This is a genomic window from Streptomyces anulatus (genome assembly GCF_014650675.1).
GTDB classification, from domain to species: domain Bacteria; phylum Actinomycetota; class Actinomycetes; order Streptomycetales; family Streptomycetaceae; genus Streptomyces; species Streptomyces anulatus.
The window spans coordinates 582441-605377 of record NZ_BMVK01000002.1 but is presented as its reverse complement, the minus strand read 5'-3'; the positions used below and the strand labels follow the sequence as shown (position 1 = coordinate 605377).

At 71.6% G+C, this 22937-nt stretch carries 25 protein-coding genes and 1 pseudogene; 15 read left to right on the top strand and 11 right to left on the bottom strand.

From position 1 onward, the window contains the following. Positions 1 to 248 precede the first annotated feature (248 nt). The 5 genes from IE272_RS07410 to IE272_RS07390 all read left to right on the top strand — a co-directional run bounded on the left by IE272_RS07410 (position 249) and on the right by IE272_RS07390 (position 5406). Positions 249 to 1001, top strand: a complete 753-nt coding sequence (locus tag IE272_RS07410) for a GntR family transcriptional regulator (protein WP_050360634.1) — start codon at positions 249 to 251, stop codon at positions 999 to 1001. A gap of 249 nt (positions 1002 to 1250) precedes the next feature. Further along, complete coding sequence (locus tag IE272_RS07405; RefSeq protein ID WP_050360633.1) at positions 1251 to 1451, top strand: hypothetical protein; 201 nt, start codon at positions 1251 to 1253, stop codon at positions 1449 to 1451. A gap of 194 nt (positions 1452 to 1645) precedes the next feature. Continuing rightward, positions 1646 to 2050, top strand: coding sequence for an NUDIX hydrolase (locus IE272_RS07400; protein ID WP_190006490.1), 405 nt, complete (start codon positions 1646 to 1648; stop codon positions 2048 to 2050). 130 nt (positions 2051 to 2180) lie between these two features. Further along, on the top strand, positions 2181 to 2624 hold the full coding sequence (locus IE272_RS07395) for an ATP-binding protein (protein WP_056700845.1): 444 nt from the start codon (positions 2181 to 2183) through the stop codon (positions 2622 to 2624). Positions 2625 to 2838: 214 nt separating this feature from the next. Continuing rightward, positions 2839 to 5406: a SpoIIE family protein phosphatase gene (locus tag IE272_RS07390; protein WP_190006564.1), complete on the top strand. Its 2568-nt coding sequence runs from the start codon at positions 2839 to 2841 to the stop codon at positions 5404 to 5406. 26 nt (positions 5407 to 5432) lie between these two features. Here the strand turns inward: IE272_RS07390 and IE272_RS07385 are convergent, their stop codons facing one another. Next, a complete protein-coding gene (locus IE272_RS07385; protein WP_050360629.1) occupies positions 5433 to 6146 on the bottom strand; it encodes a PspA/IM30 family protein in 714 nt (237 codons plus the stop codon). Between the two features lie 71 nt (positions 6147 to 6217). Beyond that, a complete protein-coding gene (locus IE272_RS07380) occupies positions 6218 to 8374 on the bottom strand; it encodes a TPM domain-containing protein (protein ID WP_373304160.1) in 2157 nt (718 codons plus the stop codon). A 257-nt stretch (positions 8375 to 8631) separates the two neighbouring features. On the opposite strand from IE272_RS07380, the gene IE272_RS07375 reads away from it, so the two are divergent. After that, complete coding sequence (locus IE272_RS07375; RefSeq protein ID WP_050360628.1) at positions 8632 to 10140, top strand: glycosyltransferase; 1509 nt, start codon at positions 8632 to 8634, stop codon at positions 10138 to 10140. A 9-nt stretch (positions 10141 to 10149) separates the two neighbouring features. Continuing rightward, positions 10150 to 11661: a DUF6056 family protein gene (locus IE272_RS07370; protein ID WP_050360627.1), complete on the top strand. Its 1512-nt coding sequence runs from the start codon at positions 10150 to 10152 to the stop codon at positions 11659 to 11661. A 7-nt stretch (positions 11662 to 11668) separates the two neighbouring features. Here IE272_RS07370 and IE272_RS07365 read toward each other — a convergent pair whose 3' ends face one another. Together IE272_RS07365 and melC1 are read right to left on the bottom strand one after the other, a co-directional pair. After that, positions 11669 to 12493: a tyrosinase family protein gene (locus tag IE272_RS07365; RefSeq protein WP_050360626.1), complete on the bottom strand. Its 825-nt coding sequence runs from the start codon at positions 12491 to 12493 to the stop codon at positions 11669 to 11671. A gap of 16 nt (positions 12494 to 12509) precedes the next feature. Then, the gene (gene melC1, locus IE272_RS07360) at positions 12510 to 12932 is read right to left on the bottom strand and encodes an apotyrosinase chaperone MelC1 (RefSeq protein ID WP_190006489.1); all 423 of its coding nucleotides are present in this window, start codon (positions 12930 to 12932) and stop codon (positions 12510 to 12512) included. Between the two features lie 578 nt (positions 12933 to 13510). Here melC1 and IE272_RS07355 point away from each other — a divergent pair. Then, positions 13511 to 14179, top strand: coding sequence for a DUF4232 domain-containing protein (locus tag IE272_RS07355; RefSeq protein WP_190006488.1), 669 nt, complete (start codon positions 13511 to 13513; stop codon positions 14177 to 14179). Positions 14180 to 14234: 55 nt separating this feature from the next. On the opposite strand, the gene IE272_RS07350 is transcribed toward IE272_RS07355, so the two are convergent. Then, positions 14235 to 15254 (bottom strand): TY-Chap domain-containing protein, encoded by a 1020-nt coding sequence (locus tag IE272_RS07350; RefSeq protein WP_190006487.1) that lies wholly within the window; start codon positions 15252 to 15254, stop codon positions 14235 to 14237. 104 nt (positions 15255 to 15358) lie between these two features. Here IE272_RS07350 and IE272_RS07345 point away from each other — a divergent pair, with 104 nt between their 5' ends. Beyond that, the gene (locus IE272_RS07345) at positions 15359 to 15790 is read left to right on the top strand and encodes a PaaI family thioesterase (protein WP_050360622.1); all 432 of its coding nucleotides are present in this window, start codon (positions 15359 to 15361) and stop codon (positions 15788 to 15790) included. A gap of 73 nt (positions 15791 to 15863) precedes the next feature. Here IE272_RS07345 and IE272_RS07340 read toward each other — a convergent pair whose 3' ends face one another. After that, a complete protein-coding gene (locus tag IE272_RS07340) occupies positions 15864 to 16646 on the bottom strand; it encodes a D-Ala-D-Ala carboxypeptidase family metallohydrolase (protein ID WP_050360621.1) in 783 nt (260 codons plus the stop codon). A gap of 131 nt (positions 16647 to 16777) precedes the next feature. On the opposite strand from IE272_RS07340, the gene IE272_RS07335 reads away from it, so the two are divergent. Then, a complete protein-coding gene (locus tag IE272_RS07335; protein WP_190006486.1) occupies positions 16778 to 17308 on the top strand; it encodes a MepB family protein in 531 nt (176 codons plus the stop codon). Between the two features lie 72 nt (positions 17309 to 17380). On the opposite strand, the gene IE272_RS07330 is transcribed toward IE272_RS07335, so the two are convergent. The 4 genes from IE272_RS07330 to IE272_RS07315 all read right to left on the bottom strand — a co-directional run bounded on the left by IE272_RS07330 (position 17381) and on the right by IE272_RS07315 (position 19898). After that, positions 17381 to 18034, bottom strand: coding sequence for a class I SAM-dependent methyltransferase (locus IE272_RS07330; protein WP_057665593.1), 654 nt, complete (start codon positions 18032 to 18034; stop codon positions 17381 to 17383). 48 nt (positions 18035 to 18082) lie between these two features. Next, positions 18083 to 18406 (bottom strand): hypothetical protein, encoded by a 324-nt coding sequence (locus IE272_RS07325; protein ID WP_056700822.1) that lies wholly within the window; start codon positions 18404 to 18406, stop codon positions 18083 to 18085. A 440-nt stretch (positions 18407 to 18846) separates the two neighbouring features. Next, positions 18847 to 19062 (bottom strand): DUF397 domain-containing protein, encoded by a 216-nt coding sequence (locus IE272_RS07320; protein ID WP_190006485.1) that lies wholly within the window; start codon positions 19060 to 19062, stop codon positions 18847 to 18849. Next, positions 19059 to 19898 (bottom strand): DUF5753 domain-containing protein, encoded by an 840-nt coding sequence (locus IE272_RS07315; protein WP_190006484.1) that lies wholly within the window; start codon positions 19896 to 19898, stop codon positions 19059 to 19061. Before IE272_RS07315 ends, IE272_RS07320 begins: the two co-directional genes overlap by 4 nt. 93 nt (positions 19899 to 19991) lie before the next feature. Here IE272_RS07315 and IE272_RS07310 point away from each other — a divergent pair, with 93 nt between their 5' ends. The 5 genes and pseudogenes from IE272_RS07310 to IE272_RS38610 all read left to right on the top strand — a co-directional run. Continuing rightward, complete coding sequence (locus tag IE272_RS07310; RefSeq protein ID WP_057665604.1) at positions 19992 to 20252, top strand: hypothetical protein; 261 nt, start codon at positions 19992 to 19994, stop codon at positions 20250 to 20252. Continuing rightward, entirely contained in the window at positions 20249 to 20710 is a 462-nt protein-coding gene (locus IE272_RS07305; RefSeq protein WP_190006483.1) for a hypothetical protein, read from the top strand. Before IE272_RS07310 ends, IE272_RS07305 begins: the two co-directional genes overlap by 4 nt. A 4-nt stretch (positions 20711 to 20714) precedes the next feature. Beyond that, positions 20715 to 21170: a hypothetical protein gene (locus IE272_RS07300; RefSeq protein WP_190006482.1), complete on the top strand. Its 456-nt coding sequence runs from the start codon at positions 20715 to 20717 to the stop codon at positions 21168 to 21170. A 24-nt stretch (positions 21171 to 21194) separates the two neighbouring features. Continuing rightward, entirely contained in the window at positions 21195 to 21563 is a 369-nt protein-coding gene (locus IE272_RS07295) for a hypothetical protein (protein ID WP_190006481.1), read from the top strand. A 28-nt stretch (positions 21564 to 21591) separates the two neighbouring features. Next, a pseudogene (locus IE272_RS38610) lies at positions 21592 to 21756 on the top strand (transcriptional regulator); the annotation flags it as partial. Between the two features lie 164 nt (positions 21757 to 21920). Here IE272_RS38610 and IE272_RS07290 read toward each other — a convergent pair. Then, positions 21921 to 22862, bottom strand: a complete 942-nt coding sequence (locus IE272_RS07290; protein WP_190006480.1) for an alpha/beta fold hydrolase — start codon at positions 22860 to 22862, stop codon at positions 21921 to 21923. Positions 22863 to 22937 lie beyond the last annotated feature (75 nt).

Genomic DNA, 22937 nt, shown 5'->3' with positions numbered 1-22937 from the left:
GACCAAAAATGGTCAAGGGTCCGGGAGTTGCCGGACTTCGGTGGCGATGCCGGCGTCGCCGTGTCGACCGGCCCGATGCTGGGCAGGGTGGAGGCGGAGAACGTCCGGGATCGATCTGGTGCCCGCGTCCGGGGTATGCGTGGACCGTCACGAGATCATCACATTGGGTGAAACTCTGGCCTATGCTTGCGGTGCACAACCCACGGTTGTCAGGCTGTCGCAGACTGTCAACCTGTTGGGAGTGGCCTGTGACTTTCGGTGAGCAGCCCGCCTATCTGCGCGTGGCGAGCGATCTCAGGGAGAAGATCGTCAACGGCGCGCTGCCGCCCCACACCCGCCTGCCGTCGCAGGCTCGTATCCGGGAGGAGTACGGGGTCTCGGACACCGTCGCCCTGGAGGCGCGCAAGGTCCTCATGGCGGAGGGGCTGGTCGAGGGGCGCTCGGGCTCCGGCACCTATGTGCGCGAGCGCCCCGTGCCCCGCATGATCGCCCGCTCCGGCTACCGGCCGGACAAGGGGGCGAGTCCGTTCCGCCAGGAACAGACGGCGGAGGGCGCGCGCGGGACCTGGGAGTCCCGCAGTGAGCAGGAGGGGGCGAACCCCGAGATCGCCGAGCGGCTGGGCATCGAGCCCGGCGACCGCGTGATGCGCACGCACTACGTCTTCCGGGAGGCGGGTGAGCCGATCATGCTCTCCACCTCCTGGGAGCCGCTCGCCGTCACCGGCCGAACGCCCGTGATGCTGCCGGAGGAGGGCCCGTTGGGCGGTTGCGGGGTGGTCGACCGGATGGCCGCGATCGACGTCGTCGTGGACAACGTCGCCGAGGAGGTCGGCGCGCGCCCGGGGCTGGCGGAGGAGCTCCTGGCGCTCGGTGGCGTGCCCGGGCATGTGGTCATCGTCATCGGGCGTACGTACTACGCCTCGGGCCGGGCCGTGGAGACGGCCGACGTGGTGGTGCCGGCGGACCGGTACCGGGTCGCGTACCACCTGCCGGTGAGATGAGGTGAGGTGACGCCCCGTCGGCCCGGCCGAGGGGCGTCGGCCGGGGCTGATGGGCCGTGCGGGCCGGGGCTGTTGGGTCACAAGGGGGCGCACTCCACGGGTGCGCCCCCTTTCGTGATGGCCGGATGTGTATCTCTTTGTGCAAAGTCGCCTGCACTGAGTGAAGGTCAGGCGTACGCTCGGGCATATGCGTACTGCGGTTTCCTGGGGATCCTTAGAGACGTGCACGCCGGTGGGAAGAGGGGCGATATGCGGGGGAGCGACACGATGAGCGACAGCGGCGCCATGCTCCCTTGGCAGGTGATACGGCAGGACGACGGAGGCAACCGCTACCGCGTGGGCAGGTATGCCACGCAGGCCGAGGCGCAGAAGGTCGCCGACGGCCTCGACGACCGCCATCGACACCAGGTCTACCGGGTGGAGCGCGTGGGTCAGGGCACCAGGCCCTGACGCGGCGGACGGCCCCGTGGGGCCCCGGGAGGCCCGTCCGCCTCCCCGGGGCCCCACGGCCTTCGCGGAGCGTCTCCGCCCACGCCCTGCCGCCTCCGTGCCCGTCCCCGCGTTCCACGCGCCGGCGGTGCGGGCGGTAGGGTCCCGCCCGACCGGGGGCGCGGAAGCCGCCGGAGTGCGGCGAGCGGGGCGGAGTGGTGGCGGTGCTGATCGACACGGTGGCGTGGGTGCGGATCGAGGGCGGCAGAATCCTCTGCGCGCGGCCTCGGGGCAAGGGCGTCTTCTACATCCCGGGCGGCAAGCGCGAGGGTGCGGAGACCGATCTGCAGACCCTCCTGCGTGAGGTCGAGGAGGAGCTGACGGTCGGCCTGATCCGGGAGACCGTCGTGCACGCCGGGACCTACGAGGCCCCCGTGGACGACCGGCCCGACGCCGCCGTCGTGCGGATGAGCTGCTACTACGGCGACTACCGCGGCACGCTCGCCGCGAGCAGCGAGATCGAGGAGATGGCGTGGTTCTCCTTCGCCGACCGGGCTCTCGTGCCGCCCGTGGACCAGTTGCTCTTCGATGACCTCAGGGCGGCGGGCGCGCTGAGCTGACCCCCGGCCGGTGGTGCGCGTACGCCCGTCTGCACCAAACGCCGGGTTGCACGGTAGCGGGCAACAAATGGTGGGTATGGGCTGTTTAGTCCCTATTTGCAAGGGGTGCGCCCGTGGTCGTCCCTGGGAAGTGATCGGCGTGATCGATACCGAAGGCGACTGCGCCGAGTGGGCCTTCCCGGCCGAACCCGGTTCCGTGCGGAGCGCCCGGCACGCCGTCCGGGGTGCGCTGGGTTCCTGGGGCCTCGACGCCGCGGTGGGCGACCTGGCGGTCCTGCTCGTCAGCGAGCTGGTGACCAACTCCCTCCGGTACGCCTCCGGGCCCATCGGCGTACGCCTGGTCCAGTCGCACGCGGACGGGGATCTTCCGCTCGCCGACCGCTCTCCCGCCGCCCCGGTGCTGCTGGTGGAAGTCTCCGATCCGCTTCCGGATCCACCCACCGAACGCAGTGCGGGACCCGACGACGAGGGCGGCCGGGGACTCCAGCTCGTGGCCTGTTCCGCACGTCGTTGGGGGACCCGTCGCGGAAAGAGTGGCAAGACGGTGTGGTTCGAGCTGGCTCTCCCTGGTTAGGAGAGTGGAGGGACGCACAGCGATCACCAGAGGTCGGGCAGAACCTGGCTGAAAGGGACTGAGACCTTGCTGTGATCGTGAACGCCGTGTCGGTCGGGGCCGTAGTGCTGAATACTGCGGGCAGGACCGGTCCGGTGTGTGAGCTGGAGGGGACGGTCGCGTGAGCGAAATACCTGGGACAACGGGCGATGTCGTCGGGACCACCGGCGATGTCGTGTGGCAGAGCAGCCCGCCCGGCTCGATCTATGACTACATCAGGGTCGCCTCCTTCTCGATCGGCCCCGACGGTCTGATCGAGCAGTGGAGCAGCCGGGCCGCCGGTCTGTTCGGCATGTCCTCGACCGAGGCGATCGGCCGCGACCCGGTGGAGGCCTTCATGCCCGCCGAGCTGCGCTCGGACGGTCATCGTCGGGTCGGCGAGATCCTCGACGGCAAGGAGTGGACGGGCCTCGTCCCCTTCCGGATGCCGGGCGAGGGCGGGGCGCACGGCGTCGCCGAGGTCTATGTGATGCCGAGTCTGACGGGCCGGGGGGAGCGGGCCGCGCTCTGTATCGTCGTGGACGTCCGGGCCCTGCGCAGCATCGAGACGGACCTCGCGGCGTCACAGGCCATATTCGGTCAATCTCCTTTCGGCTTCGTGCTGTTCGGCATGGACTTCGCCGTCGTCCGGGCCAACCAGCGCTTCGCCACCGTCTTCGGCGGCGCGGCCGACGACCACCGGGGCCGCACGGTGGAGGACTATCTGCCGAGGGCCGAGGCCGACCGGCTGTCCGCCACCCTGAAACGGGTCCTGGAGACCGGGGAGTCGGTCACCGACCTCCAGCTCGTCGGCACCACCCCCGGCGGCACCGAGCGCCGCCACTGGTCCATGAACCTCTACCGGGTGCACAGCGGGGCCGGCCGGCCCGTCGGCATCGCCGGCCTCGCCACCGACGTCACCCGTCGGCACATCGCCGCCCGCGAGGCCGCCAGCGCCCGCCGCAACCTCGCCCTCCTCAACGAGGCCAGCGCCCGCATCGGCAATTCCCTGGACCTGGAGACCACCGCCCGCGAGCTCCTCGACGTGGCCGTCCCCGGCTTCTGCGACCTCGCCACCGTCGATCTCTACCAGGGGCTGCTCACCGGAGAGGAGGCCGCTCCCGGCAGTTGGGGGCCCGCCCACCGCGAGTCCGCCGGAGGCTCGGCCGAGCTGCGCCGGGTGGCCCACGCCAGCGCGGTCTCCGACGCCCTGCCCCCCGCGGTGGCGGGCAGCGGGACCCCGGGCCCGGACGACCTGCCGCCCGCGCTCGGCTCCGTCCACCGCTTCCCGTTCGGCTCGCCCTGCGCCATGGCGCTGCGCTCCGGCCGGGTCGAGGACGTCCCCGGCGACGAGATGGGCTTCGTGCAGTCGACGCTCGCCGTGCCGATGGTCGCGCACGACACCGTCGTCGGCCTCGTCCAGTTCTCCCGTACGAAGGGCAGCGAGCCGTTCGGCGAGCGCGACCGGGCACTGGCCACCGAACTGGCCGCCCGCGCCGCCGTCTGCATCGACAACGCCCGCCTCTACCGCCGCGAGCACGAACGCGCCCTGATCCTCCAGCGCAGCCTCCTGCCCCCCGGCGACCCGGAGGCCGCCGGTCTCGACATCGCCTGCCGCTATCTGCCGGGCAACACCGCCACCGAGGTCGGCGGCGACTGGTTCGACGTGATCGAGCTGCCCGGCCACCGCACCGCCCTCGTCGTCGGCGACGTCATGGGCCGCGGCCTGCGCGCCGCCGTCGCCATGGGCGAACTGCGCACCGCCGTGCGGACCCTGGCCCTCCTCGACCTGGAGCCCGCCGAAGTGCTCTCCGCCCTCGACGAGGTGGCCCGCGGCCTCGGCTCCCCGGGCGGCGGCGAGCGCAGCGAGGGCCTCGGCGGCAGCGGGGGAGCGCAGTGGCCCTCACGCGCCGCGCAGAAGTCCCGCGAGGCGGACCTCTCCGAGGTGTATCTCGCGACCTGTGTGTACGCGGTCTACGACCCGGTCACCCGACGCTGTACGTTCGCCAACGCCGGGCACCTCCCCCCGGCCGTCGTCGAGCCCGGCCGGCCCGCCCGGCTCATCGACGTACCGCCGGGAATGCCGCTGGGCGTCGGCGGCGAGCCGTTCGAGGAGGTCGAGGTCGAGCTGGCCGAGAACGCCCTGCTCACCCTCTACACCGACGGCCTGGTCGAGTCCCGCGACCAGCCGCTGGACGAGGGCCTGGACGCGCTGCGGGCCGTCCTCACCGGCCCGCAGATGGAGCTGGAGGACGCCTGCGACCACGTCCTGAGCACCCTCGACACCCGGCACGGCGAGGACGACATCGCCCTGCTGATGGCCCGCATCCAAGGGCTCCCCGGGGAAGCGGTCGGGGACTGGACGCTGCCGCGCGAACCCCGCTCCGTGGGGCGCGCCCGTGAGCTGGCCCGCACCCAGCTGGTCGCCTGGGGCCTCGACGACCTGGTCGACACCACCGAACTCCTCGTCAGCGAGCTGGTCACCAACGCCCTGCGCTACGGCGAGGGCGAGATCCGGCTCCGGCTGCTGCGCGACCGCACGCTGGTCTGCGAGGTGTGGGACGCCGGACTCGTCCAGCCGCGCCGCCGCCGCGCCCGCGACACCGACGAGGGCGGACGCGGCCTCCAACTGGTCGGCCTGCTCAGCGCCGCCTGGGGCTCGCGCCGCACCCCGCGCGGCAAGACCGTCTGGTTCGAACTGGCCCTGCCGGACGGGGCCCCGGCCGCCGAACTCTCCGTGGAGCAGCTCCTGAGCATGTACTGAACACCCCGCCCGGACATCCCCCAGGGCTACGCGCCCGTCTTCAGGGCCGCCAGCCGGGCCTCGACCTCCGCGCTGTCGCCCAGGCTGTCCAACTGCTCGAACTGGGCGTCCAGCGAGGAGGCCGCCAGCTCCTGCTTGCCCAGCGCCTTCGCCTCCTCGCGCCGCACCTTGTCCTCGAAGCGGCTCAGCTCGCTCGTCGGGTCGAGGACGTCGATGTTCTTCACCGCGTCCATCATCTGGTTCTGCGCCTGCGCGGACTTCGACCGCGCCACCAACTCGTCGCGCTTGGCCTTCAGCTGGGAGAGCTTGACCTTCATCTGGTCGAGCCCCGCCTTCAGCTTCTCCACCACCTCGCTCTGCGAGGCGATCGTCGGCCCGGCCGTCTTCGCCTCCTGCTCGGACTGGAGCTGGCGGCCCAGCGCGACCTTCGCCAGGTTGTCGAACTTGTCGGCCTCCGGGACCGACCCGGCCCCGCGCAGCTCGTCGGCCTTCCGGCTGGCCGCCAGCGCCTTGCCGCCCCACTCGGCCGCCGCCTCGACGTCCTCCTTGTGGTCCTGCTCCATCAGCCGGAGGTTGCCGATGGTGGTCGCGACCGCCTGCTCCGCCTCCGCGATGTTGTTCGTGTAGTCACGGATCAGCTGGTCCAGCATCTTCTGCGGGTCCTCGGCCTGATCGATGAGGGCGTTGATGTTGGCCTTCGCGAGCTGGGTGACGCGGCCGAGGATGGTCTGCTTGGTCATGGCACGGCTCCTTGGATGTCGAAATCGCTGGTAGGGGTCACGGGTGGCGAGGTGGGCGAGGGCCAGGTCGTTCAGAAGCGGCCGCCACCGCCCCGGCGGCCCCGTGTCCCGCCCCCTCCGAAACTGCCCGGCCCGCCGCCGAAGCCGCCGGACCGGCCACCCCCGCCGAAGCCGCCGCCCATGCCCCCGCTCCGGCCGCCGCCCCCGAACAGCCCGCCGAGGATGATGCCGCCGAGCACCGCCCCGCCCATGCCGCCGCCACCGCCCCGCACGGAGCCGGGCCCCTGCGGGGAGCCGAAGCCGCGGACGTCCTGCTCGGCCAGGCTCATCGCCTGCCCGGCCAGCGCGTCCGCCTCGCGCACCTCGGCCAGCGCCCCCTGCGCGTCCGTGGCCGACAGCTCCCGGGCCCGCTCCCACCGCCGCTGCGCCTCCGCGAGCCGGGTACGGGCCTGGCTGCCGACCGCGCCCCGGTTGGTCGTGATGTAGTCGGCCGCCGCCCCGATCGCGGACCGGGCGGTGAGCATCGCCTGATCGAGGAGGGTCCGGGCCTTCGCCTCGCCCCGCTCCTGGTCCCGGGCCCCCGCCAGCGCCTCGTCCAGGGCCGCGTCCGCCTCCTCCACCCGGCGCAGCGCGTCGATCGGGTCGTACGGTCCCGCGGCCGTCGCGCGCCGCACATCGCCGAGCACGGCCTCCGCGCGGGCGATCCGGCCGCGCAGATCGGCGGTCGAGGCTCCTTCCGCGGTCCCTTCGAGCAGCCCGCCCGCGTCCGCGAGGTCGGTCTCCGTCTCGGTCAGCGCGGCGGGCAGCTTCCGGGCGGCTTCGCCCAGCTCCGCCGCCCGCCGGTCCACCGAGTCCAGCAGCGTGCCCGCCTGGCCCACCGCTCCCTCGGCGGCCCGGATGTACACCGCGGCCCGGGAGTTCTCGCCGCCCTCGACCGCCGTACGGGCCTGCCCCACGGCCGAGGCCGCGAAGACGAGCCGGTCCTTCGCCTGCTCGACGTCGGCCGCCACGGGCGCGGCGGCGCCCTCCCCGTACCGCTCGCGCAGCCCGGCGACGCCCGAATCGGCCGCCGCGACCCGTCCGGCGAGGTCGCTGTGCGTGGCGTCCACGGTGGCCAGGGCCTCCGGCGCGGTGCGTTCCAGGGCGCGCAGCCGGTCGAAGTCCTCGGAGACGGTGTCCAGACCTTCGTTCGCGGTCGCGCACCGCCGCAGGATCTCCTCCAGCATCCGACGGCGGGTCGCGTCGTCCTCGGGGAAGGCGTCGTCGAGCTGCTGACGCAACCGGAACGACTGCGTCAGCTCGTCCTTCGCCCGCGCGACCGCCTCGGTGAAGGGCTCGGCCGCCTCCTCGCCGAACTGGGCGGTGGCGAAGCCGAGTTCCTCCTCGCTGGTGCGGACCGCGTCGTCGGTGTCCACCAGCACCTGCTTGACCTGCCCGTCCAGCTCCGGCAGCGGTGTCGGCGGCTCCGGCGCACCGCCCGCCCCCGCGCCCCGGCCCCAGCCGGTGGCCGCCGGGGTGGTGCGGGTCGTCGTGCGCCGTTTGCGCCGGGCGTACGCGTAGGCGCCGACCGCGCCCACGCCCACCACGAGGGCCGCCGGCAGGATGAAGTCGCGGGCGCCGGTGGAGCCGGAGTCACCCGTCCCGGGGTCGGCGGGCCCCGGGGTGATGGCGGGGGCGGTCACCGGGCGTCCGGCCAGTGCGGAGCCGTAGCCGTCGGCCGCGCCGATCGCGGCCCCCGCCCAGTCGTTCTCCCGCAGCGCGGGTTCGATCGCGGTGCCCGCCACGTCCCGCAGCTGCTCGTCGGTGAGCGGGGAGCCGGAGTCGACGGAGTAGGCGTACTGCCGGTCGTGGGTGGCGACGGAGAGCAGCACGTCGTCCTGGCCCAGACCGTTGCGGTTGGCGGTCTCGTCGCTCCAGGTCTGTCCGGACCGGCCGGAGAAATCGCGTACGTACACGACGAAGAGCTGGATGCGCTCGTCGTCGTACAACCGGTCGAGCGCGTCCTCCACCTGCCCCGTCCGGTCGCCCAGGGCTCCCACCCGGTCGGTGATCTGCCCGTCCCGGGACAGCTCGACGGGGTCGTCGGCGCGGGCGGTCGCGGCGGGGAGCAGCAGCCAGCACACGGCGGACAGCACGGCGAGCAGGCCGGTGAGTGTACCGGCGAGAGGCCCGGTGGACCGGCCGGGAAGCCAGGCCCTGCCGGGTGCGGCGCTCCGGGTCCGTGGCAGTCGGGGAGATGTCACCTTTGCGAGGCTATGTGTGCTTTTTCGCCCCCGCGACCCGGCGTTCTGCCGACCCGCGTCCGCTGTTCGCATGAACGGGCGCGGGAAAGAGGCGTCCCCGCGCGTGTGCGGAGAGGCGGAGGCCACCGCCCGTCGTCAGATGGGGCGGACGTGGCGTGTTCCGGGGCCCGGTGCCGGAGGCTGACGGTGCCGCGCCGGTGAGGCCCGGCACCCACGAGGGGCCCGAAGTCCGGAGGTGGCGTGTGACTGGCCTTCAGCTCTCGGTCGTCGTGCCGTGTTTCGACGAGGCCGAGGTGATCGAGGCCTTCCACACCGCCCTGGTCGGCGTCCTGGACCCGCTCGGGGACAGCTTCGAGATCTGTTACGTGGACGACGGCAGCCGGGACCGCACCCGACTGCTGCTGAGCGCCCTCGCCGCGCGCGACCCGCGGGCCCACTACACCGCCTTCAGCCGCAACTTCGGCAAGGAGGCCGCCATGCTCGCCGGCCTCCGCATGTCGCGGGGTGCGGCCGTGGTGATCATGGACGCCGACCTCCAGCACCCGCCCGAGCTGATCCCCCGCATGCTGGAACTGCACCGGCACGGCTACGACCAGGTCATCCCGCGCCGCGACCGCGCGGGCGAGGGCCTGCTCCGCAGCACCCTCAGCCACACCTACTACGCGCTCGTCCGCCGCTGCATGGACGTGGAGCTCATCGACGGCTCGGGGGACTTCCGGCTGCTGTCGAGGCGGGCCGTGGAGAGCGTCCTGTCCCTTCCCGAGAGCAACCGCTTCTCCAAGGGGATCTTCTCCTGGATCGGCTTCGACACGGTCACCTTCCGCTACCGCAACAGCGAGCGGGTGGCGGGCCGGTCGAAATGGGGGAGCAAACGGCTGCTGAACTACGGCATCGACGGACTGCTCTCCTTCAACAACCGGCCGCTCCGCCTCGCGATCTACACCGGGTTCTGGGTCTTCGTCTCGGCCCTGGTCTACGCCCTGTGGACGGTCGTGGGCGTCGTCCTGCACGGCGCGGACACCCCCGGTTACGCCACCCTCCTCACCGCCGTCGTCGCCCTCAGCGGCATCCAGCTGGTGACGCTCGGGGTCATCGGCGAGTACGTGGGCCGCATCTACCACGAGGCGAAACACCGCCCGCCCTACGTCGTGCGGGAGACCGACGCGACCTGCGGGGTGCTGCCGGACGGCCCGCCGCCGCCACCGCGTCTCACCGGAGGCCCGGCCGAACGCGCCGCCCCGGCCCTCGCGACCGCCGCCGCCCCGGTCCCGGCGACCGGCGCCCCCGGCCGGTCCCGTACGGTCCGCCAGTTCGGCAGCTTCGTCCTCATCGGCTGCGTGAACACCGCCGTCTACCTCGGGATCTACGCCTCGCTGAACCGCTGGATCCCCTACCTGACCGCCCACGTCATCGGCTACGTCGTCAGCATCGTGTGCTCGTTCCTGCTCAACTCCTACGTCACCTGCCGGACGAGGCCGACGTGGCACGGGTTCGTCCGCTATCCCCTCTCCAGCCTGGTCAACCTGGTGGCGTCCGGAGCGCTGCTCTACGGGGCGGTGAGCGGTCTCGGGATGGACAAGAACCTCGCGGCGCTGGCGGCGGGCGTTCTCGTCACCCCGGTCTCCTTCCTGCTGGCCCGGTGGGCGATCACCTCGGGCCGGGCCAAGGCCGACGCCGTACCGCAGGCCGAACCGGTGCCCGGCCGTCCGGCGCCCGCACCCCTGCCCACCCGCTCGCCCCAGGACCGGTGAGGGGCCGCGATGTCCGACGACGTTCCCGTGGCCGCCGCCCCGGAGAGACCGGGGAGGGGCGAGGGGACGCCGGACCCGGCCGGGCACCCCGCGGACCGCCCCTGGACCGCCCTCTGGGTCACCGCCCTCGCGCTCCCGCCCCTCGCCCTGCTCGCCGCCGCGTCCTGGTTCGGGCGGTGGGTGCGGCCCGGCGCGGACGACTGGTGCTTCCTGCCCGCCGTACGGGACGACGGCGTCACCGGCCTCGTCGGGAAGTTCTACCTCGACGACAACGGGCGGGTCGCCAACGCGCTCCTGGTCGGCGCGTACGCGAAGTTCCAGGTCGCGGGACACCAGTGGTACCCCCTGGTCAGCGGGGTCCTGGTGCTCGCGGTCCTCTGGGCGGTGGCCGTCCTGGCACTGCGCCGGGCCCGGCTGCGCACCCCGCGCGGGCTGCCGCTCCTGCTCGCGGCCCTGATCACCGCGCTCTTCCTGTTCGTCACCCCGAACACGTACAAGACGTTCTACTGGCCCGCAGCGTCCGTCTCGCACACGCTGCCGCCCGTCCTGGCCTGCGCCGCGCTGATCCCGTTCCTGCTCGCCCGCTCCCGCCGGGGACGGGCCGTCGCGCTCGCCGTCGCGGCCCTCATGGCCGCCTTCCTCGCCACGCTGTCCGAGGAGACGGCGATCGTTGTCGTGGTGGTGCTCCTGACCGCGCTCCTGCTGTCCGGCCGGGTCGTCGCCGGCCCCGACCGGGGGTTCGTCCGGCGCTGGTGCGCGGCGGGAATCGCCGGGACGGCGGCCGGGGCCCTCGTCCTCATCACCTCACCCGGCTCGATGCGGCGGAGGGAGCGGTTCGGCGCGGAGACCACCTCCCTGCTCGCCCCCGACTCCCTCACCGCGTCGCTGCGCGCGTTCGCCGAGATCACCGTCACCGTGGCCACGACCTGGCAGTACGCCGGAGCGGTCGCGGCAGGCGTGCTGCTGGGGCTGCTGTGCCGACGGGCGAACGGGACACCGCCCCGCCCGCCCGCGCACTGGCCCCTGCTCACCGCCGCCGGGGTGCTCGCGCTCCTCGTCTCCGGCTACCTCTGCACGGTCATCGCCTATCCGGTGTTCCACGACCGGGTGAGCGACCCGAGCGCCAACCGGCTGTGGAACGACTACCTCCTGCTGTACGTGATCCTGCTCGTCGGCGCGGGCGCCCTGCTCGGCCTGGGCCTGCGCCGCCTCACCCGCCGCACCGCCCCGGCGAAGGCGGTGTGCGCCGCGCTCTGCGTGCTGGTCTGCGTCGGCCCGGCCGTGTCGCTTACCAACCTCGACACCGCGATGCGGTCCCGGGCCGAGAAGTGGGACGCCCAGGACCGCCGGCTGCGCGAAGGGGCGGAGGCCGGGGAGCGCGTCCTGCCGTACGAGCGCCTGGTGATCAGCAACATGCTGGAGCCGTTCAGCCAGGGCGGGCGTTCATACTGGCCCGGCGGCTGCGTCGCCGACTTCTACCGGCTCGACCGGGTCACGGACGGGGCCAGGAAAGCCCCGTGACGAGCACTCAGGCGTACGTATAGAACGGCGTGTGGTCCAGCATGTCCTGCGGGGTCGTGTTCGGCCAGGGCGGCATGGTGTCGTTCAGGTCGATCACATCGGTCGTACCCCCGGCGGGGAGGTATTCGGCGCTCGTCGGGTGAAGCGCGTGCCAGTCGGCCCAGAGCTTGTCGACGAACGCGTGGTGCAGCCAGAACACCGGATCGTTCGGGGAGACGCTCGTCTCCATGTGGCCCCAGACCCAGGTGTGCACCCGGTTGTGCATGCTCATGTACCCCGCGGAGCCCTCCAGCGCGGAGCGGAAGCCCGCCGAGCCGTCACGGAAGGGCGGGGAATCGTAGGTGGGCATGGCGAGAGCGGCGTCGACGTCGGACCGGGGCGGGAGCGAGGGAACGCGATAGGCGAGCTGACGGGCGAGGAAGGCGCGGCTGTCGACCGAGACGTTGATCGTCCACTTCCCTGCGGAATGCGCGAAGGGCCCGTCCATCACCTGGTCGTCCAGGGGGCGTCCGGTGCCGCCGAGGAAGTCCGGGGCCCAGAGCGAGGAGCCGACGGTGTTGTCGGCGGTCCAGTCCCAGTAGGGGATCGAGACCGACGCGTCGATCTTCTGCAGTTCGTTCTCGAAATCGATGAGGAACTTGCGGTGCCAGGGCAGGAACGACGGCCCGAAGTGGCCCACGTACACGCCGGTGTTCATGTCTATGGAGAACCGCGTGCGATGGGCGAGGACGAATTCGTCGTACACGCCCAGGCGTTTGACCTCCAGTACCGCGTCGACGAAGGCCTTCTTCTCGGGCGCCGTGAGGTTCGCCTGATTCTTCCGTACGGTCATGGCTGCTGCTCCCGGGTCAGGCGGTGGGGTCGAACGGAACGACGACGGCGCCCTTGAGCGAGATGACCGCGGTACGCGCGGCCTCCAGCGGGGTCGCGAATCTCTCGTAGTGGTTGATCGTGCTGCTCCAGCCGCTCTTCCCGTGCTGCATCACGGGGAGTTCGCGGCCGTCGATCAACACGCGGTAGCCGGCGTGCCCCGCGTGCCCGGCGTGTGCGTGTGCGTCGGTGCGGGCCGCGGCGGGCGTGCCCTGGATGCGGCGGCCCTCGAAGACCTCGTCGAAGGAACCGGGTGCTCCGGTCCCGCCGGGTGCGATGCCGCTGCTGTCGGCCTCGGCCGCCACGGTTTCCGTGGACGCGGCGGCCATACCGACGAGCGCTCCGCTCGCGGCGACGCCGATGACGGCCCCGAGGGCCTGACGGCGAGTGGGTCTGGGCATGGCGGATGTACCCCCAAAACATGGCGGAGGCGGCCCCCCGGATGGGTGGCTGGGGCCGCCGTGATCATGTCTACACGGGGGTGACCGTCCGCATAAGCAGGGAAAAAGGGGTTGGCTCTCATATGGACACGTCTTCACGTACACAGAGGGCCAACCGGCCCCGCGTCCCGCTCCGCGCCGGTGCCCGAGGGGCCGGAAGGCGCAGGTCTTGCCGTGTATGTGCCCTGCCTGTGAAGGATCTTCGGAATCCGTCGCGCCGTCGCCCGTCGGAACGATCATCCGTGCATGGCCGGAAGTAGGAGTGGGTGCTCGCTCCGGGGAGACGTACCTGCCCGTCTGCGCACCCGAGTTCGTCGGGGGAGCCGGAGCGGGCCGGACGCGTTCCGTCCGGAGGGTGACGGTTGTGTGCGGGCCGAGCGCCCACGCCGTGATCATGTCTTCGGTCTGTGACAGCGCTGTCCTGGAACGGCACATGAGGCCTCCTGCGGCCCTCGGCCCCTCATAGTGATCAAGGAACACCCGGGCGGTCGGACTCGCTTCGGTGCCACGACCACGCTCACGACCACCAAGGGGATCTCATGTTCGGCAAGCGTCGCAAGGCCTTCCTCGTCTCCGCAGCCCTCGTGGGCGGCGCCCTGCTGATGACGGCGTGCCAGGACACGGAGGACGGCGCCGCGCCGAGTGCCTCCGCCACCGACGTGCCCGCCGCGGACGCGGCCGGGGCCGACGCCTCGAAGGGCGCCGACAAGGGCGCGGAGCAGGGTGCCGGCCAGGAGCCCGACGCCAAGGACGGGGGCAGCGCGGAGGGGTCCGGCGCCGACGCCGGCGACGGCACGAAGGTGCCGGTCCAGCAGGCCTGCGGTGCCAACGACATCTCCTGGAGCACCCGGTCCGAGAGCCAGGCCGGCGGCTACATCCTGATCATGGCGAAGGCCAAGCAGGGGATCACCTGCATCCTGCCGGCCGCGCTCCCGACGGTGGCGTTCGGCTCCGACGGCACCGAGGCGGGCCCCGCCGAGCAGTCGGTCGGCGACGCGGTCACGCTGAGCGGCGCCACCACCGCCTACGCCGGGGTGAACCCGAAGACCACTAACACCGACGGCGGCAAGGAGCTGGACTCCATCATCGTCGGCGTCGGCAACGAGGACCCCGACCCGGTCTCCCTGGAGGTCGGCACCATCACGGTCGACAAGCCGGTCGTCACCAACTGGCACACCGCCCCGGCGGACGCCGTTCCCTCCGCCTGAGAGAACGGGCGCCGGGCCGGGGCGGGTGCGTCGAGCGCGAGACCGCGATCCGGCGTCACACGGGGGGCCGGTGGACGCGGGGGATTCCCAGGTCCGGCAGTTCGAGGTGGAAGCCGCGCCCGCGGCCGGTCATGGTTCCGTCGTAGGAGAGGTCGGCCGGGTCGACGCCCAGATGACGCAGTTCCTCGACAAGCATGCGGGCCCCCGTCGCGGCGTGCGCGGGCTGGTCCATGGCGTCGGGGAAGCGGCGCTGCCAGACCGAGCGGGAGGCGTCCCAGCCGTTGTCCGTCAGCCGGGCGGCGTCGACGGCCTCCGGCTGGTGCAGGTAGCCGGTGGCTTCGATGACGAGACCCAGATCCTGGCTCCAGCACTGGACGAAGCGCTGGGGATCGCCGGCGGATCCCAGGTGGAGGATGAACCTGCCGGGGAAGAACGGGGTGTCGTGGTCGAGGGAGCGCAGGGCTTCGGACAGACGCTTCTCCACCTCCTCCCAGGTGGTGCCGGGCGCAGACGACGCTGCGGGCGCGCTCGGCAGACCGGCGAGCTCGGCGGCACGCCAGCGGCCACGGGAGTAGCCGCCTCCGGCGGCGTCGGCGTCCGCGTCGGGAGGCAGGAGTTCGAGGCTCACCTCGCCCTCGTCGTGCGTGTGCACGAGGAGGCAGGCGCCGGGGCGGCGCCACAGCATCCACGGGCCGGAGTCGCCTCCCCACATCGTCGGCGGGCCGAGCTCCTCCTCCATGACCCACCAGGCGGCGCGGACGAGGCCCGCGGCAGTGGCTATGTCCTCGGCGGGCAGGTCGACGACGCGTACGTTCAGCTTGCGCAGCTGGTCGGGTTCCGAGGCGTCGGCGATCACGGTGCCGTAGCCGCCCCAGGGCCCCTTCCGGGGAGCGAATCTGCGCCAGACCTGGCCCACGACCTTCTTGGGCTCCCGGAGTTCCCAGCCCAGCTCCGAGGTGGCGTGCTCGAACTCCGACAGGCTCCACGAGCCGAAGCGGAGCGGGGTGACCTCGCGGACCAACTCGCGGAAGGTGTCGTCGTCGAGCCAGCTGCCCCGGGGGATCTTGTTCTCCATCCGGCAGAGCGTAGCGGCCCGGTGCGCACGGGGGCCGATGGGCCGACGTTGACGGAACGGTCCCGGGAGGCGACGCTCACCCCACCAGGAGAGAGAGGTGGAGCATGGAGGCACATGCCTCGGAACTCGCTTTGGGACAGAAGGTGTTGGAGGCCCAGCCCTTCAGCGTCCTGCTGGGCGCACGGCTGACGGCCTTCGGTGACGGAGCGGCGGTCCTGGAGCTGGACGTACGGGGCGAGCTGCGCCAGCAGAACGGCTTCGTTCACGGAGGCGTCCTGAGCTACGCGGCCGACAACGCCCTGACCTTCGCGGCGGGCGCGGCCGTCGGCCCGTCCGTCCTGACGGCCGGTTTCACCATCGACTATCTGCGCCCGGCCCGGGGCGAGGTGCTGCGCGCGCGGGCGAAGGTGGTCCGCCCCGGCCGTACCCGGGTCGTCTGCCGCTGCGATCTGCTGATGGTGGACGCCGCAGGGGTGGAAACCCTCTGCGCGGTGGCCCAGGGCACGATCGCCGTCGCCGGGGACTCCGGAAGCTGACCGCCGCACTCGCCCCTGCGAGCGGGTGGGGAGGCGCGGCCCGTCGGGCCACGCCTCCCCATCACGCCGTGCCTCAGATGCCGCAGCTGGGCGCGGACCAGAAGCGGCCGCTGCCCCCGGCGACGTGGGTGTGGTCGTTGTGGCCGGGGTAGCCCGGGCCGAGGATCTCGGTGAAGCCGTGGTTGCGTGCCGCCTGGGCGAGGCCGCAGAAGCCCTGGGAGCCCGCGCCGAGGTCCGCCGCGTGCCCGTACATGTGGCGGCTGTTGGCGGCTCCGCCGACCGCGCTGTTGCAGGACACGCTGCGGAAGCCGCCGTTGACGGTCATGGGTCGGTCGCCCATGGCGTGCCGCATGGCCTGGAGCTTCCACATGGTCACCAGGGCGTTGGCGCGCGCGGTGGCGGCGCTGACCTTGCCGCCGGACCAGTCGGAGTTGCAGCGGTTCAGCTCGGCGTAGGTGAAGTTGACCGGGGTGCAGTCGTCGTCCTGCAACGCGTAGATCTTGCTGAACGTCTGGGCGCCCGCGATGCCGTCGGAGGCCAGCCCGTACGCCGACTGGAAGCGCGCGACGGCCGCCTTGGTGGCCGGGCCGAACTGGCCGTCGATGGCGATCTGGTTGCCGTAGCCCGGATAGCCCGCGACCCGGATCTGGAGCTGTCGTACGGCCTCGCCGCTGGAGCCTTCACGGAGGGTACCGCTCCAGGTGTAACAGGCGTCGGCCGTCCCGACGTTACCGCTCGGGGCGGCGGTGGGGGCGGGTGCCGAGGGCGGGGTCGCGGAGGCGGCTGCGGTGCCGCCGAACGCGAGGGCCGCGCCCGCGAGGGCCGAGAGGAGGAATCCGACGGGGCGTGATCGCATGGGGCTGCACCTCATTGTCGTCAAGCTGTCCACGGGGGGTTCCGAGCCTCGGGCGCAGAGCCGAATGTGTCAAGGTCATGTCAACTTGCTGCCATGGGGTCGGCCTCCTGGCGGGGTGGCAGGATACGAGCATGGCGACAAATCGACCCTGGGCGGGGCTTCACGGTGACCTGCGGGCAGCGAAGTCATCGGTGTACGACCCGAGTGGTTTCACCTGCTCGCAGCCGGTGCCCGAACCGGAGAGCGCCGACTACGCGGCGCACGGGTTCACGCTCGACGGGCGGGTGGTCGCCTTTCGCGTGGCCAGAACCACCCCGACCAAGGCCGGACAGTTCGTCACTGTGTGGCAGCGGTCGGCGGAGGGCCCGATCCGGCCCTTCGACGCCGACGACGGGGTTGATCTCTTCGTCATCGGCAGCCGCGACAACGGGCACTTCGGGCAGTTCGTGTTCCCGCGAGAGGTCCTCTGCGAGCGCGACATCGTGTCCCGGAACGGCGTGGGCGGGAAGCGGGGCTTCCGCGTCTACCCTCCGGATGCGATCACCGTCAGTCGCCAGGCGCGGGGCACTCAGGCGTGGCAGGTGAAGTACTTCCTGGACCTCGGGGAGGACGGGCACGGGCCGGTCGACCTGGTGCGCGCCCGGGCTCTCCACCACCCGTAGCGCACCACCCGCCCGGAAGCCCTTCGGCACCGATGAGCGCCGGAAGCCCTTCACCGTGGTCCGTGAAGGTACTCACCGATTCCAGACCAACGTGTAGCGCCAGAACAGCCGTCGGCGCAGCCGCGCGCCGGGCAGCACGAGGCGGGCGTCGCGAACGATGTCCGGAAAGGCCGTGGTCGCCGGTCGGGTCGGTGCGGTCATGGCGGCGGGGCGCGGCGCCCTGCGGCCCTTGTTCTTGATCCAGGCCATGGCGATGTTCGACGGAATGGCGACGGCGTCGATCAGGTGGTCGCTCCGGGACCGCGTGCGGTAGAGGCCGACGACGATCAGGGTTCCCCCGGGAGCCAGGTGCTCGCGGAAGCGGGTGAGCGCGTCGGTCAACGGCATGTGGTGGATGGTGGCGACGCAGGTGATGACGTCGTAGGGCCCGGCCGGTACGTCCTTGAGCGCGTCCCCGACGAAGAAGGTCACCGGAGCCCCGGTCCCTGTGCGTTCCCGCGCGCGTTCGACGATGGCGGGGTCGGCGTCGATGCCGTGCACCACCTCGGCCCGGGTGGCCAGCAGCCGGGCGAGGTCGCCACTGCCCGATCCGACGTCCAGGGCGCCGGCGAAACGACTGGGGAGCCGGCGCAGGATCCACCGGTGGTAGTGGGCGTTGTGATCCCACGGGTGGGTGGCGTGGAACCGGTCGAGTGCGCGCAGGAGGCGGGGGAGTACGGCCGTCATGAGGCGAGTCCATCAGAACCACGGTCGTCCGTGCCGAGGGAGGTGCGGCTACCGCTCTGCCGGGGCGGCCCGTTCGGGAAAGTCGCGGGCGGCCATCCAGATCGTCAGGTCGAGGGCGATCCGGCCGATGCTGGTCCCGGTGACGACCTCGTGTTCGTGGCGGGTGGTGTCACGGCGGACGACCTCGTAGCCGCCCTTGCCCAGGTACGTGACGGAGGCGGACCAGGCGGGGTCGTCCTGGTCGGGCCGGATGACGACGAAGGTGTTGTCCGAGCCGTTGAGGTCGTCGAACAGCATGAACAGCGCGTCCTCGGACGGGTCCTCGATGTGGTCGCCGTTCTCGCTGTCGGCCCGGTAGTAATCGGCTCGCATCGACCTGTCTCCTCTCGGCCTGTTGACCTGATCGCGGCCACCATGACACATGGGTACGACACTCCCCCCGGTCGCCACCACGCTCTCATCCCGCCGATACGCGGATCGAGGTGGCGGTTCTCGGACCGCACCGTGTGCGTCTGCCCGGCGTGCGAACTCCCCTACGGGGTACGGGAATGGCAAAACGCCGACGACGGGGGACGGGGATGGCGGCGGCGACGGGAGGCCCGACCGATCCTGATCCGCTGATCGGCTTCTCGTTCCTCGTGCCGTGCGTGGGCGGGGCCCTGCTCGTGATGACCGTGGCAGGGTCCCGTGGCCTGAAACGGCCGTCCTGACCGCCACTTCGCGTGCTCACCGCACGTTCCCTGCCCGGACCGCGGGACGCCCCACCGTGCGGGCACGGTGGGGCGTAGCCGGAGTGGCGGCAGCGGCGGCGGTCAGGCGGTGGTGTCGAAGCCGCCGGTCTTGACGCCCGCCACGAAGGAGGAGAACGCCTCGGCGGCGACGGCCAGGGCCGGGCCGCCCGGGTTCTTCGAGTCGCGTACGGGGACGGTGCCGGTGGCGGACGCGGTGGTCGGGGCCCACTCGACGCACGAACCGCTGTTGCTGTAGGAGGACTTGACCCACTGCGGGGTCGTGGATTCGGTCGTCACGGGGTGCCCTTTCGATGCTGGTGGATCATGTCCACGGTATCTGCCTGCGACAGAGACACAGCCTGCAACTGATGGTAGGCCCTCACCATCGGGATGACAGAGCTGAGTTCACGGTCCAGATGCCCCTGTGACTCGGACTCGACGTAGGAGACCGCGGACCGGTCCTGGAGCGTCAGCAGATTCACCAGCCGATCGAAAGGCCGCTGCTCGCCGATGCTGAACGGCGCGATCTGCAGCATGGTGTGCGACTGCGTGGCGAAGTCGGCCAGATACTGCAATTGGGCATCCATCACCGCAGGGCTGCCGATCGGGCGGCGGATACAGCTCTCGTCCAGCACCGCGATCAGCATCGGTGGCACGGTGCGCAGCAGTGCACCCTGCCGTTCCATCAGTAACGAGACGCGATGGTCGGCCTGTTCGGCGGTCATGACGCCCCGGTCGACCGCCCCGCGCGCCAGCGCCTCCGCGTACTCCCGGGTCTGCAGCAGCCCAGGGATGACGCCCACCTCGAACAGCCGGATCTCCGCTGCCCGGCCCTCCAGTGCCACGTACTCGGGGAAGCCCTGCAACAGCACCCCGTGCTTGATCTTGCGCCACTCGCGCTCGAACGAATCAGTGGTTCCCGTATAGCTCATCGCCACGTCAACGGCGATCGAGAACTTGCGAGTTGGGGACTTGTGACACAGTTCCACGCCGGAAACGTGCCGTCCCGTATAACCGATGCGCGCACCGAGATCGTCCTGCTTCCAGCCCCGTGCTTCGCGCTCCCTACGCAGACGTGCTCCGTAGGCCGCCTCCGGGCCCCCGTCAGGGTTCACTTCTTTGCGGTTGACCAACGTATCCCCCAGATCCGAAACGTTGAAGACATCTCCACGCTAGGCCACGCTGAGTCGCCCCGGTAGTCATTCGACTACAGAGAGGAGCGAACGGTGTACGGCGAGAACGCCAGCCCGAATACGGAGTCGCCCCCACATGTCCCGGCCCCCGGGGCCCTGCTCGCGGACACCAGTCGCGGTGACCGTGTGGGGGAGTTCCAGGGCGTCGCCGGTCCGTACTGGTCCCTCCGGCCGGTCGGCGGTGGGCGGGAGTGGGAGGTCGAACCGCGCTACGTACGGCCCGCGTTGCTCATGGAGCAGCTTCGGGCCCGTACCGCACGGCTCAACGCCCGCAGTCGGGGGGAAGTGCTGTGAAGGCGGCATCCTCGGCCCCGGGCCGTGTGAGGGCGCTGGACTACGTCGCGGCCGTCACGGTGAAGTCCGGCGGGCGGGCTCTCCCGCTCGGCGGGGTCGCCCTGCCGAACCGCCGGCTCGTCCTCCGCTGGCTCCGGCGGCAGGCGCTGCGCCTGGCGGACGGGCATGGGTGTGATCCGCTACGGGCCGCTCCGTGGCTCGGTGTGCGAGACGTCCGGCCGGTGACCTTCCACGGTTCCGACGCCCCCGAGGCGCTCCGGGCGTGGGTGGGTGACGACGGCAGCCAGGACCACGCCATAAACACACTGGCATCCGGGCGCCCCGCCCTGCTCACCGTGGTCGACCCCTTCGTGGGGCTGCGGGTCACCCTCGGCGCGTGGCCCGTGGACCTGTGCGGGTGGGCGGCGGCCTCGGCGAACCACCCGTACCCGCCCCGTACGGAAACGGAAGGGACCTGACCCCGTGCTGCAATGCACCGCCGTGACCCAAGTCCCGTACGCCGAAACGCTGCTGGTGCTCGCCACCATGGAAGGCGGGCCGGAGCACCCGCCCGACGTCGTGGAGCAGGAGGACTTCGTCCTGTGCGAGCTGGGCGACCACGACGAGTCGGCGGAGCACGCCGCGCACCTGTGGACGGCGGACGTGCCGGACGACCGGGATCTGTGGTTCCTCTGGTCGGGGACCGGCGCCCACCGCGTCCACCGGCTCGACACGCTGCGCCTGTGCCCCGCCGTGCTCCGGGAGATGGCGACCCGCACGGTCGCCACGTGCGCCTTCTTCGACCACCACCCCGGGCCGCACTCCTTCTCCGTGACCGACCCCCTCGGCGAACTCATCGCCGACCACGTCCACAGCGAGGTCCGGCGACTCGTCTCCGAGGACGACGCTTCCGACGTACCCGACACCGACGCGCCCTGACGGCGACCGGAGGTTTTCCACCCCATGAACCAGTGCACCGCCGTGGCCCTGCTGCCGCCCCCGGAGTTCCTGATCCGGCTCGCCGCTCCCGGCGGCAGCCGCCCGGAAGCCGGGCACCTCCTCTGTGAACTGGCCGCCGGCCACCACGGCGACCACGCGATGGCGCTGTGGGACGACGACGCGAGCCGCACTGCCGTCTGGGCCCGCTGGAGCGGCAGCCGGGTGACCCTGGCGGAGCTGGCCTGGTGCGGCGCGATCGACCCCCGGGGCGAGGACGCGTGCGGCCTGTTCGCCGGCCACCCCTCCGCCCATGACTGGAGCATCGTCGATCCGACGCTCGTAGCGGTGGACGCCGTGCTCGCGGGGGAGCGCCCGGGGAAGCCCGCAGAGTGAATGCCGCCTCCCCGTTCTCACGTGATCAGTGGGACGCGGCCTTCTCGCCTTGTTCCGGAACGCCGACGGTATGCGGATCGGCTGGAGACAGACGGAGGAGGCCGGGCTCAAGCAGGCGCAGGAAGCACGGTTGCCGCTGTTCGAGCGCACTCGCCGCATCCGTTCGTACTCCTCCTGGCTCATGCCGGGCCTGACAGGACGGACGAGCCGGCGGCAGCGATCCTGGTCGGCAAGACCGACGCCACCGGCGAAGGTGACACCGACTCCGACTGAAAGCGGCCCTGCTCGGCCGCTCGCGCGGCGGCCGGACCAGCAAGGTTCACATCGCCGCCGACCGCAGGTGCCGCCCGCTCGCGCTCAGCCCTGCCGTTCCAGCCATTCCGAAATCACCTGGTTGGTTTCTTCCGGCATTTCCTCCTGGACCCAGTGACCGCAGTCCAGGCCGACCACTTCCACGTTGGGCACGAACTCTGCCAGTCTTTCGAACCTCGGGATCGCGAAGTCCTGGTCGCCGTAGATCATGAGGGCGGGCTGCTTGATGATCGGGTCCGCGTCCGCCAGCTGGTGCCAGTTGCGGTCGAGGTTCCTGTACCAGTTGATGCCGCCCGTGAATCCCGACGTCTCGAACGCGGAGACGTAGACGGCCAGGTCGCTGTCGCTCATGACGGGCTCACCGAGCGGTGTTTCCGCCTTGGCGAGATTGATGAATGCCATGCCCGGCTCAGGGGGCGCGGGCGGCACGTTCTTCCGGTAGAGGTTGCGGAGGAACCGGGAGGTGTTGGCATCGAATGCGGCGTCCGCGACACCCGGGTGCCGATTGAAGTGGACGAAGTAGAAGTCGCCGCCGAGGAAGGTTTCCATGACCTCGATCCACGGCGTTTCTCCGCGCTCCTGATAAGGCAGGCTCAGGTTGATCAGCTTGTTCACCCGGTCGGGGTGCAACAGGGTCAGTCCCCAGACGACGAACGCACCCCAGTCATGGCCGACGAAGGTGGCGTCCTCGTAGCCATAGTGGTCCAGGAGCGCGACGAGGTCACCCGTCAGGTGTTCGATGTCGTAGTCCGTCACCTCGGCCGGGCGGGATGAGTTGCCGTAACCCCGCTGGTTCGGCGCGATGACGTGGTAGCCGGCCGCTGCGAGGACGGGCATCTGGTGACGCCAGGAGAAGGCGTGCTCCGGCCAGCCGTGGCAGAGCACGATGGGCTTGCCCTTGTTTTCCCGGCCTGCCTCGAAGACTTCGAGCTCCACACCGTTGACCTGGATGAGGGTGGGCTCGGGAAATTCTGCTTGATGGAACACTGCAATTCCTCTCTGGGGGCGTTCGCCGGCGGTCGACCTCCTCGATGAGGTCCTGCCGCCACCTTGCTCCCCAAA